Annotated in this window: 10 protein-coding genes and 1 pseudogene; 8 read left to right on the top strand and 3 right to left on the bottom strand. The window is 72.2% G+C overall.

Annotation, left to right across the window (positions count from 1 at the left end; translation table 11 throughout):
- Positions 1 to 155 (bottom strand): annotated as a pseudogene (locus tag ACWDU1_RS22790) (biotin synthase BioB); the annotation flags it as partial.
- 154 nt (positions 156 to 309) lie between these two features.
- Here ACWDU1_RS22790 and ACWDU1_RS22785 point away from each other — a divergent pair.
- The 6 genes from ACWDU1_RS22785 to ACWDU1_RS22760 all read left to right on the top strand — a co-directional run bounded on the left by ACWDU1_RS22785 (position 310) and on the right by ACWDU1_RS22760 (position 7159).
- Entirely contained in the window at positions 310 to 894 is a 585-nt protein-coding gene (locus tag ACWDU1_RS22785; RefSeq protein WP_450001340.1) for a TetR/AcrR family transcriptional regulator C-terminal domain-containing protein, read from the top strand.
- Positions 895 to 947: 53 nt separating this feature from the next.
- Positions 948 to 2102 (top strand): 8-amino-7-oxononanoate synthase, encoded by a 1155-nt coding sequence (locus tag ACWDU1_RS22780; RefSeq protein ID WP_450001338.1) that lies wholly within the window; start codon positions 948 to 950, stop codon positions 2100 to 2102.
- Positions 2099 to 2830 (top strand): dethiobiotin synthase, encoded by a 732-nt coding sequence (gene bioD, locus ACWDU1_RS22775; protein ID WP_450001336.1) that lies wholly within the window; start codon positions 2099 to 2101, stop codon positions 2828 to 2830. The genes ACWDU1_RS22780 and bioD overlap by 4 nt, the downstream gene beginning before the upstream one ends.
- Before the next feature lie 43 nt (positions 2831 to 2873).
- Entirely contained in the window at positions 2874 to 4046 is a 1173-nt protein-coding gene (gene macS, locus ACWDU1_RS22770; protein ID WP_450001334.1) for a MacS family sensor histidine kinase, read from the top strand.
- A 145-nt stretch (positions 4047 to 4191) separates the two neighbouring features.
- Positions 4192 to 4827, top strand: a complete 636-nt coding sequence (locus ACWDU1_RS22765; RefSeq protein ID WP_450001342.1) for a response regulator — start codon at positions 4192 to 4194, stop codon at positions 4825 to 4827.
- A 100-nt stretch (positions 4828 to 4927) separates the two neighbouring features.
- On the top strand, positions 4928 to 7159 hold the full coding sequence (locus tag ACWDU1_RS22760) for a DUF2339 domain-containing protein (RefSeq protein ID WP_450001332.1): 2232 nt from the start codon (positions 4928 to 4930) through the stop codon (positions 7157 to 7159).
- A 38-nt stretch (positions 7160 to 7197) separates the two neighbouring features.
- On the opposite strand, the gene ACWDU1_RS22755 is transcribed toward ACWDU1_RS22760, so the two are convergent.
- Both ACWDU1_RS22755 and ACWDU1_RS22750 read right to left on the bottom strand, forming a co-directional pair.
- Positions 7198 to 8517, bottom strand: a complete 1320-nt coding sequence (locus ACWDU1_RS22755; protein ID WP_450001330.1) for an adenosylmethionine--8-amino-7-oxononanoate transaminase — start codon at positions 8515 to 8517, stop codon at positions 7198 to 7200.
- Positions 8518 to 8637: 120 nt separating this feature from the next.
- Positions 8638 to 9087 carry a MarR family winged helix-turn-helix transcriptional regulator gene (locus tag ACWDU1_RS22750; RefSeq protein WP_450001329.1) on the bottom strand — a complete coding sequence of 150 codons (450 nt, stop codon included), beginning with the start codon at positions 9085 to 9087 and terminating at the stop codon, positions 8638 to 8640.
- Positions 9088 to 9116: 29 nt separating this feature from the next.
- Between ACWDU1_RS22750 and ACWDU1_RS22745 the strand changes: the two genes are divergently transcribed.
- Together ACWDU1_RS22745 and ACWDU1_RS22740 are read left to right on the top strand one after the other, a co-directional pair.
- Positions 9117 to 9659 carry a cupin domain-containing protein gene (locus tag ACWDU1_RS22745; RefSeq protein ID WP_450001327.1) on the top strand — a complete coding sequence of 181 codons (543 nt, stop codon included), beginning with the start codon at positions 9117 to 9119 and terminating at the stop codon, positions 9657 to 9659.
- 239 nt (positions 9660 to 9898) lie between these two features.
- A partial coding sequence (locus tag ACWDU1_RS22740; protein ID WP_450001325.1) for an alpha-amylase family glycosyl hydrolase occupies positions 9899 to 10169 on the top strand: 271 nt, incomplete at its 3' end.

Raw genomic sequence — 10169 nt, 5'->3', positions numbered from 1 at the left:
AGCAGCTTCTCGAGGTGGTCGTCGCCGAGGCGCAGCACCGCGAGCGTCTGCTCCCGGGTGAGTCCGATTCCGCGCTCGAGTACCTGCTCCCGCGCGTCGGTGAGGATATCGGAGCTGGTCGGAGTGACGGTGGTCTCGACGGATGCCCGGTTCACTGGCGAATCCCTTCGTCGTGCGGGTGTTACTGGTACCGGATGCCCGGACCCAGAACTTGAACGGTGTTCAGGACAGGCTAGCGCCCCGCTTGAACAGCGTTCAGGCCGGTGTAGCGTCTGAGGCGAGTCGCAGCGCCAGCGGGAGGACCGAATCGTGCAGTTACACCGGGACGACGTCGTGGACGGCGCCCTCGCCATCCTCGATCAGTACGGTCTCGCCGACCTCACCATGCGCCGCCTGGCCGGTACGCTGAGCGTTCAACCCGGTGCGCTGTACTGGCATTTCCCCAACAAGCAGGCACTGTTGGGCGCGGTGGCCGACCGGATCCTGGCACCGATGGAACAGCCCGTGGCCGCTACCGACTGGTCCGGCGCGCTCACCGAACTGGCACACCGGCTGCGCGACTGCCTGCTGACCTATCGCGACGGCGCGGAACTGGTGTCGTCCACCTACGCGTCCCGCCTGACCACCAACAAGGGCCGCGAACGTTTCGGCAGCGCCGTCATCCGCGCGGGCATGCAGCGCGACCAGGCCGAACTCGCCGCCTACACCCTGCTCTACTACGTACTGGGCCATACCGTGGACGAGCAGTCCCGGATGCAGATGGACTCGGCCGGGGCATTGACCGAGACCGCCGAGGAGGCCGCGGACGCGACCGATCCGACGGCTCGTTTCGATTTCGGGCTCCAACTGTTCACCGCCGGTATCCGCCACCGCCTGGGTGCCGACGTGCGCTGAGGCCGCGCATGGCGGGGATTCCACCTTGAACGGTGTTCAAGTATGGTGCCCACGTGACCTCCGATCCCCTGGCCTGGCTCGACGAACGCGCCGGCGCGCGCGAGACCGCCGGACTGCGCCGCCGCCTGCGCGCACGCCCGGCGGACTCCGCACTGCTGGATCTCGCGTCGAACGACTACCTGGGGCTGACCCGCCATCCCGAGGTGGTCGCCGGGGCCGTCGAGGGTGTGCGCCGCTGGGGTGCCGGCTCGACCGGTTCCCGGCTGGTCACCGGGACCACCACCGACCACGAACTCCTCGAAACGGAACTGGCCGAGTTCACCGGTTTCGCCGCCGGACTGGTTTTCGCCTCCGGCTACGCCGCCAACCTGGGCGCGGTCACCGCCCTGGCCGGACGCGGCGCGCTGATCGTCTCCGACGCCGGCTGCCACGCCTCCCTGGTCGACGCCTGCCGTCTCTCGCGGGCCCGGGTCGCCGTCGCACCGCATCGCGATACCGCCGCGGTGGCCCGCCTGCTGAGCGAACGAACCGAGGAGCGCGCCCTGGTGCTCACCGATTCGGTGTTCAGCGCCGACGGCGACCTCGCCCCACTGGCCCGACTGCACCGCGTCACCCGGGCCCACGGCGCGGTACTGCTGGTCGACGAGGCGCACGGGCTCGGCGTCCGGGGCGCCGGTGGCCGCGGGCTGGTCCACGAACTGGGGCTGGCCGGTGAACCCGATCTGGTGGTCACCGCGACCCTGTCCAAGGCCCTGGCCGCCCAGGGCGGCGTGGTCCTGGGCGCGGATCGGGTGCGCGCCCACCTGATCGACAGCGCGCGCACCATGATCTTCGATACCGGTCTGGCCCCGGCCGCGGTCGGCGCGGCCCGTGCCGCCCTGCGGGTGCTGCGCCGCGATCCCGGTCTGGCCGGACGGGTGCTCGGCAACGCCGCCGAGATCGCCCGGATCACCGGCGTGCCGGCGCCGGAGTCGGCGGTGGTCCCGGTGATACTCGGCGATCCCACGATCGCCTACGAGACCGCGGAGGCCTGCCGCACGCAAGGGGTCCGGGTGGGCTGTTTCCGGCCGCCGTCGGTACCCGAGGGCACCTCCCGGCTGCGGCTCACCGCCCGCGCCGATCTGTCCCCGGCCGACCTCGGCACCCTGGCCGCGGTGCTGCGCCCGCTGCTGTCCGGGGCTCGCGACTCCGTGGGGGCTCCGGTATGACACCGCTGCTGATCACCGGCACCTCCACCGAGGTCGGCAAAACCGTCGTCACCGCCGCGCTGGCCGCGACCGCCCGCGCGGCGGGCCGCACCGTCGCGGTGTGCAAACCCGCCCAGACCGGGATCGCACCGGGCGAACCCGGCGACCTCGCGGTGATCTCCCGGCTGGCCGGCGTGACCCGGACCGTGGAACCGGCGCGTTACCCCGACCCGCTGGCCCCCGATACCGCGGCGCGCCGCTGCGGGGCACCGCTGCTCACTCTGGCCGAGACCGTCGACGTCGTGGCCGGTCTCGCGGACGCCGATCTGGTGCTGGTGGAGGGCGCCGGTGGACTGCTGGTGCGGCTGGGCGATTTCACCCTGCCGGATCTCGCCCGCGAACTGGGCGCCCCCGTACTGGTGGTCACCGCGCCCGGTCTGGGCACGCTCAACCACACCGAACTCACCACCCGGGAGCTGACGCGGGCCGGGGTGCGGTGCGCGGGCCTGGTGGTGGGTTCCTGGCCCGCACGCCCCGATCTGGCCTGCCGGACCAACCGCGCCGATCTGCCCCGGGTCACCGGCGCCGAACTGGTCGGCGCCGTCCCGGCCGGGGCCGGCTCCTGGCAGCCGCGACGGTTCGCGGTGGCGGCACCCGGCTGGTTCGCCCCAGGCTGGGCGCGGCAACACCTGGGTGCGGGCGATTCCGATCGCGGTGTTCATCCGGTGACCACCGGCGCCACTGCCTAGAGTTGACGGGCCACCGTCCACCGGCCGCCGAGGAGGGCCTGCGATGCCCGCGGACCGTCCGGCCCGGCCCGATCCGGCCGATGCCGCCACCGCCCCGCTGTGGCGAGCGGTACAGGCCTTCCGGCTGGTCACCCTGCTCTACGCGGTGGGCCAGCAGATCGCATCCGTGCAGTACTACCAGAACCAGCGCCTGAGCTGGGTATTCATCGCGCTCATGGTGATCTGGTCGGGGGTCTCGGCACTGTTGCTGGCCCGGTGGCCCACACCGGACACGGCCCGTATCCGCACGCTCGTCGTACTGGGCGACCATATCGTCGTCGTCGGCCTCATCGCCGCGACTCCGCTGGTCGCCGATTTCGACTGGTACCACGGGCATCAGCCGCTGCCGACCACGATGTGGTCGGCCAACGCGGTGATCTCGGCGGCGATCCTGCGCGGACCGGTCGCGGGTGTGGCCTCGGGCCTGGTGGTCGCGGCGACGATCATCACCATGCGGCAGCAGTGGGGCGAGGACGTCTGGGCCGACGCGACCGCGCCGGTGCTGGTCTCGGTGGGGCTGGCGCTGGGGCTGGCCGCGAGCACCGCCCGCCGTGCCCAGGAACAGTTGCAGCACGCGGTCCGGCTCACCGCCGCCGCCGAAGAACGCGACCGGCTGGCCCGGCAGGTGCACGACGGGGTGCTGCAGATTCTCGCCTACATCAAACGCCGGGGCACCGAAATAGGCGGGCCGGCCACGGAACTGGCACAGCGGGCCGGGGAGCAGGAGGTGGCGCTGCGGCGGCTGATCTCCGAGCAGGGCGCCGGCGCCGATACCGGCGAGACGACCGTGGATCTGCGTCCGCTGCTCACCGCCTACGCCACTCCCGGGGTCGTCGTGTCGACTCCGGGAGAACCGGTGCAGATCGGCCGGTGGCGGGCCCAGGAGATCGCCGCGGCGGTCGGCGCCGCCCTCACCAATGTGGAGTTGCACGCCGGGATCGGCGCCCGCGCCTACGTGCTGCTCGAGGACACCGGTGCCGAGCTCATCGTGAGCGTCCGCGACGACGGCGCCGGGATACCACCGGGCCGGCTGGCCGAGGCCGAGGACGAGGGCCGGATGGGAGTGTCGCGCTCCATCACCGGCCGGATAGCCGCGCTGGCGGGCCGGGCCGATCTGCTCACGGCCGGAATCGTCGGGGAGGGTACGGAATGGGAGTTCCGGATTCCACGCCGGTGAGGTGCCTACGACCGCCCGTCGATACACCGGGCGGGCCGCGTGGCCGTTCCGGCGCGACGGGACCGTTCTGGCACGATGAGAACAACGGCCTGATCCGGAAGGAGTGACCACGGTGATCGAGGAGCCGGCGGAAACGATTTCGGTGATGGTGGTCGACGATCATCCGATCTGGCGCGAGGGTGTCGCCCGGGACCTCGGCGAAGCCGGGTTCGAGGTGGCCGCCACCGCGGAGAACGCCGCCGCCGCGGCTCGCCGCGCCGCCGCGACCCGGCCCCGGGTGGTGCTCATGGATATGCAGCTGCCCGACGGCAACGGCGCCGGCGCCACCGCCGATGTCCTGCGGGTCTCGCCCGAAAGCCGGGTGCTGGTGCTGTCGGCGTCGGGTGAACGCGACGATGTACTGGAAGCGGTGAAGGCCGGAGCGTCGGGCTATCTCGTCAAGAGCGCGTCGGCCGCCGAGCTCATCGCCGCGGTCCGCGCGACCGCCGCCGGGCAGGCCGTATTCACCCCCGGGCTGGCGGGACTGGTGCTGGGTGAATACCGCCGGATGGCCGCGGCGCCCGCCGATCCGGCCACTCCGCACCGCCCCGCCCTGACCGACCGGGAGACCGAGGTCCTGCGCATGGTGGCCAAAGGCCTGTCGGCGCGGCAGATCGCCACCCGGCTCGATCTCAGCCACCGGACCGTCGAGAACCACGTCCAGGCGACCCTGCGCAAACTGCAGCTCGCCAACCGGGTCGAACTAACCCGCTACGTCATCGAGCAGGGCCTCGAGGGCTAGCCGGGAGTAATTGCCGCCGCGGCGGATCGGGTATATCCCGGCGCGGTAACCGAGTAGTCCTACTCATCTCTTCCGGCCCCGGACGGCCGACCATCGAGGTATGACGCCTTCGATCGACCCGGCGCTGATCGCCCGCCTCTCCGGCGCGCTGACCACCGCCGCCGGTGAATTCGGCACTCTCGGCGACAGGCTGAGCGTCCTCGGCCATGACCTGGACACCCTCCGCGACCAACTGACCGCTACCGATCCGGCCGGCCCGGACAGCGACCCGGAACCGGGCTCCGCACGCCGGGTTCCGTCCGGGGCGGCAGGCACCGAATCGCCGGCAACCACCGCCGCGCCCAGCGATCCCACGCCGGGCGCCCCGCGTACGGCCGCGCCGGATTCCGGAGTCGCCGAAGCCGAACGCCCGGGCTCCGGGGCCGACCACCCGGGCTCCGGAGACCACCCGGCCGCCGGCCCGGCACCGGCACCGCGGCCGGAACCGGCGCGACCCGCCGCCGCACCGTGGGGAGTTCCGCCTCCCCCGCCCTCCACCCGAAGCCCCTGGGAAGCACCGCGTTCCGGGCCACCGCACCCCGCGTCCGCGCAGTTCGCCGCACACCCCTATCCACCGGCTCGCCCGTCGCTTCCGTCGCGCGCACGCTATGCGGCCGCCACCACGACCACACCCCCGGGCCCGCCCCGGCCGCCCGCGCCCGCCGGGCCACCCGCGACCCCGTGGTGGCAACGCGAAGGCGTGATCAGCCGGATCCTGGCGGTCGCCGGTGTGGGTGTCACGCTCATCGGGGTCGTCATGCTGCTGGTACTGGCCGCCCAGGCCGGTATCTTCGGGCCGATCCCCCGGGTCGTGGCGGGCGGGGCGCTCGCCGCGGCGCTGGTGGCGGCCGGAACACGGGTCTACGACCGGGCGGGCGGGCGGGTCGGCGGAATCGCGCTCGCGGCCACCGGATTCGCCGGCGCCTACCTCGATGTGATCGCCGTGACCACTATCTACGACTGGCTGGACCCGGTACCGGGTTTCGCGGCGGCCCTCGGGATCGCCGCCGCCGGGGTCGGGTTGGCGATGCAGTGGCGTTCCCAATCGCTGGCGGTCCTGGTGGTCGCCGGCGCGGCCGTGCTGGCGCCGATCGTCACCGTCGAACTGACCCTGCTCGCCTTCCTGATCGTGCTGCAAGTGGTCTGCGTCCCGGTCCAGTACCGGTTCGACTGGCCACTACTGCATGTCGTCCGGACGGCCCCGGCCGTCCTCGCCACCCATATCGCGATCGTCGCGGTGGTGCTGGACTCGCCCGATCGCGGCGAGGCGGCACTCGTCCTCACCGCCGCCGTGGCGGTCGCGCTGGCCGGGCTGGTGGGCACACTCGTGACCGGACGGCACCGCACCGGCGATATCGTCTCTGCGATGGCGTTCGCGCTGGCCACCACGCCGTTGCTGGCCGCCCCGGCGCTCTTCGATCGACCGGCCTCGATGCTCGTCTCCGCGGTCTACGCGGCCGTACTGCTGACCGTCACGGGCGCCGCGCTACTGCCCGGCATCCGGGAGATCGTGCGCATACCGCCGCAGACCACGGCCGTCACCGCCATCGCCGGTTCCTTCGCGCTGCTGGAGACCTGCCTCACCGTGACCACCGAATCCACCCTGCCACTGGCCCTTTTCCTGGTCGCCGCCTGCTACCTGGCGATCGCCGGGCAGACCGGTCACCGGCTCGCCGCGATCATCGGCGCGTGCTTCGCGGTGCCCGGCGGGCTCGCGTTCCTGGCGATCGCCGGGCCCGACACCCTGACCACCGAATCGGCCGCGGTCCGGCAGCTGGGATCCGGGACGACCGCTTCCGCGATCGCCGGACTCGGGCTGGTCGCGGTGGCGCTGTGGGCGTTGCTGCAACCGTTCGCCCGGCGCGGCCGTGACGATTTCGCCACCACGCTGTCCTGGATCGTCTTCGGCATCGCCGGGCTCTACCTGGTCACCGCGGCCACGGTCTCGGCGGCGGTGGCCGTGCACGCGGACGGATTCCTCGTCGGGCACAGTATCGCCACCATCGCCTGGATGGCCGCGGCCCTGGCGGCGCTGCTGTTCGGGCTGCGGCGGATGTCCGGTGAGTCGGCGGCGACCGCGCGGGCCGCGCTGGTGTCGGGCCTCGTGCTCACCGCCGCCGCCCTGGCCAAACTGTTCTTGTTCGATCTGGCCACTCTCGACGGTGTGGTCCGGGTGGCGGCATTCCTGGTGGTCGGCATCCTGCTTCTGGTCGCCGGCACCCGGTACGCCCGGGCCTTCGCCGAAGACGGTTCCCGCGACAGCGAACGCCCGGCCCCGGACGCACCCCGCTGATCCCTCCGGCACGACCCGGTAGCCGTCCCCTCCGGCGGCTACCGGGTCGTGTCTGGGGGGTGCGCCGGATCGGCAGCGGTGCGGGCCGCCGCCACCATGGCCCGGGTGATGGTGGCGATATCGCCGGTATCGGCGACGAACGGCGGCATGGTGTAGATCAACTCGCGGAAGGGCCGCAACCAGGCGCCGGCTCCGATCGCGGCGGCGGTGGCCGCGCGCATATCCACCGGCCGCGTCAGCTCGATCACCCCGATCGCGCCCAGCACCCGGACATCGGCCACCCCGGGCAGCTCACGCGCCGGCATCAGGCCCGCGCGCAATTCCGTTTCGATGCGGCGCACTTCGTCGCGCCAGTCACGCGACAGCAGCAATTCCAGGCTCGCCACCGCCACCGCGCAGGCGAGCGGATTGCCCATGAAGGTGGGGCCGTGCATGAGCCCGCCGTGCGCGGCACTCACGGTCGTGGCGATCCGGTCGGTGCACAGTGTCGCGGCCAGTGTCAGATAGCCGCCGGTGAGGGCCTTGCCCACACAGAGCACGTCGGGCGCCACCCCGGCCTGTTCACACGCGAAAAGTGTGCCGGTGCGGCCGAATCCGGTGGCGATCTCATCGAATATCAGCAGGACGCCGTGCTCATCGCACAGCCGGCGCAGATCGGCCAGATAGCGGGGATCGTGCCAGCGCATCCCGCCCGCACCCTGGACCACCGGTTCCACCACGATCGCGGCCAGTTCGGCCGCGTGCCGCGCCACCGCCGATTCCAGTTCGCGCACGTAGCCGGCGCGGTAATCCCGGGGCGGCGCGGAGACGAAGACCTGCTCGGGCAGCACATCGGTCCACAGCGAGTGCATACCGCCCGCGGGATCGCACACGCTCATGGGTGTGAAGGTGTCGCCGTGATATCCGCCGCGCCAGGTGAGCAGGCGGCGCTTGCCCGGCCGGCCCAGCGCACGCCAGTACTGCAGGCACATCTTCACCGCGACCTCCACCGATACCGAACCGGAGTCGCAGAGGAACACTTTCTCCAGGCCGGCGGGGGTATGGCGGACCAGCAGATCGCACAGCCGCACCGCGGGTTCGTGGGTGAGCCCGCCGAACATCACGTGGCTCATCCGGGCGGCCTGGTCCCGTAGTGCCGCGTCGAGTTCCGGATGCCGGTAGCCGTGGATCGCCGCCCACCAGGAACTCATACCGTCCACGAGTTCCCGGCCGTCGGCCAGGGTGAGCCGGGTCCCGGACGCGGCGGCCACCACGAGGGGTTCGGTGGCGGCCGGGAATCCGCCGTAGGGATGCCAGACGTGGCGGGCGTCGAGCGCGGAGATCCGCGCGGCGGTGAGGGGTTCGGGGGCTGCGGTCACCGGTGCTCCTCTGCCTCGCGGGCCGCGCGGGAGCACGGCGTCTTGAACGGCGTTCAAGTTACCAATCGAACCCGCCCGGCGCGAACCGGGCCCGGGCGCCGGAGCACGCCACCCGCCGCGTCACGGAGTCGCCGCACCTTCCGGCCCGCCCGCGGATCCGGCCACCCGCACGAGCAGTTCACGCAACCGCCGCAGCTCCGCGGGCCCCACGTCGGTACGTATCCGCTCTTCGATCGCCGCGAGCCGGTCCCCCGCCAGCCCCAACACCGCGACGCCCTCCCGCGTGCACACCACGCGCCGAGCCCGCCGGTCGCCGGGATCCACCTCCCGGCGCACCAGCCCGGCCGATTCGAGGCGGCCGACGAGCTCACCCATCGACTGCTGGGTCATCCCGGCCGCGTCGGCCAGATCCCCGACCCGCGATCCTTCGGGATCCAGATAGCGGAAAACGGCGTAGTGCGCGGGCCGCAGATCACCCGGCAGCCGGGCACGCAACTCCGCGTTCAGCTCGTCTTCCACCGCCCGAGTGGCCAGGACCAGCAATTTGAGCAGCGAGGGTGTGGTTGACATTTTATGAAGGTAACCTTTCTAATTGGAGTATGTCAGCCCAGGTCCTCACCTTCCGCAACGGCCACCGCGTCACCGTGCTCGACCAGGGTGCCGACGAGTCCGGGCCCTACCTGAGGCTGCGGCACGAACTGCCCACTCCGGGCCGCCAGGCGGGCCCGCACTGGCATCCGGTCCTCACCGAACGGTGGACGGTCCGCCGGGGCGCGCTGCGGTTCCGGATCGACGGACGCGATATCGAGGCCCACCCCGGCGATACCGTTCACGCCCCGGCCCGCGCGGTGCACGAATTCTGGAATCTGGCCACCGATACCGTGCTCGATCACGAGATCCGGCCGCCACTGCGGCATCTGCGGATGTTCACCCTGTGGAGCGCCCTCGACGAAGCGGGCGCGACCCTGGGCAGCGGTATCCCCCGCAACCCGCTGGCACTGGGGCTGCTCTGGGAGTTACAGGACGGCTACCTGGCCGGAATACCGCCAGTACTGCAGCGATGGGTATTCGGGAGCTTGGCCGCGATCGCCCGGCGAACCGGTTACGCGCGCCGCCTTCCCGGACTTTCCCAGGCGAGCTGAACACCTGACCAGCAGCCCCTGACCGTTCGGCGCCGAAATCGCGCTAGGGTCATCCCCATGCACGCGTCGGATCCACTGCCCGGGGAAGCGGCACCGCCGAGAAGGTCACCGGCCCGCACCCGGCCACCGGACCACCACCGGCGCCCACCCCGGCCCCGGTAGCCCGCCACCCGGCCGCCCTCCCCGGGGCGTTCACCTCCACCGTCGCACCACCCCAGGACCCCTCACCGAGAAACCGTATGCCCGCAGACCCGCCGAGCCTCCGCCGCCCACCGCGCGCCACCCCGGTTCGCAGCACCTACCGGCTACAGCTGCGACCCGACGGACTCCCGTTCGTCCAGGCCGCCGCGATCGCGGAATATCTTCAGCAACTGGGCGTCTCACACCTGTATCTGTCCCCGGTCATGACGGCCGCGCGCGGTTCGGCGCACGGCTACGACGTCACCGACCCCACCACGGTCTCCCCCGCGCTCGGCGGGCCGCTGGGCCTGAAATCGCTGGCCGACGAGG

Source organism: Nocardia sp. NPDC003345 (genome assembly GCF_053589395.1).
This window is presented reverse-complemented; position numbering and strand designations above follow the sequence as displayed.

Bases quoted from the DNA above. Each gene is read 5' to 3' on its own strand.
- bioD (WP_450001336.1), top strand. From the start codon at position 2,099: ATGACACCGCTGCTGATCACCGGCACCTCCACCGAGGTCGGCAAAACC.
- macS (WP_450001334.1), top strand. From the start codon at position 2,874: ATGCCCGCGGACCGTCCGGCCCGGCCCGATCCGGCCGATGCCGCCACC.
- ACWDU1_RS22765 (WP_450001342.1), top strand. From the start codon at position 4,192: ATGGTGGTCGACGATCATCCGATCTGGCGCGAGGGTGTCGCCCGGGAC.
- ACWDU1_RS22760 (WP_450001332.1), top strand. From the start codon at position 4,928: ATGACGCCTTCGATCGACCCGGCGCTGATCGCCCGCCTCTCCGGCGCG.
- ACWDU1_RS22750 (WP_450001329.1), bottom strand. From the start codon at position 9,087: ATGTCAACCACACCCTCGCTGCTCAAATTGCTGGTCCTGGCCACTCGG.
- ACWDU1_RS22745 (WP_450001327.1), top strand. From the start codon at position 9,117: ATGTCAGCCCAGGTCCTCACCTTCCGCAACGGCCACCGCGTCACCGTG.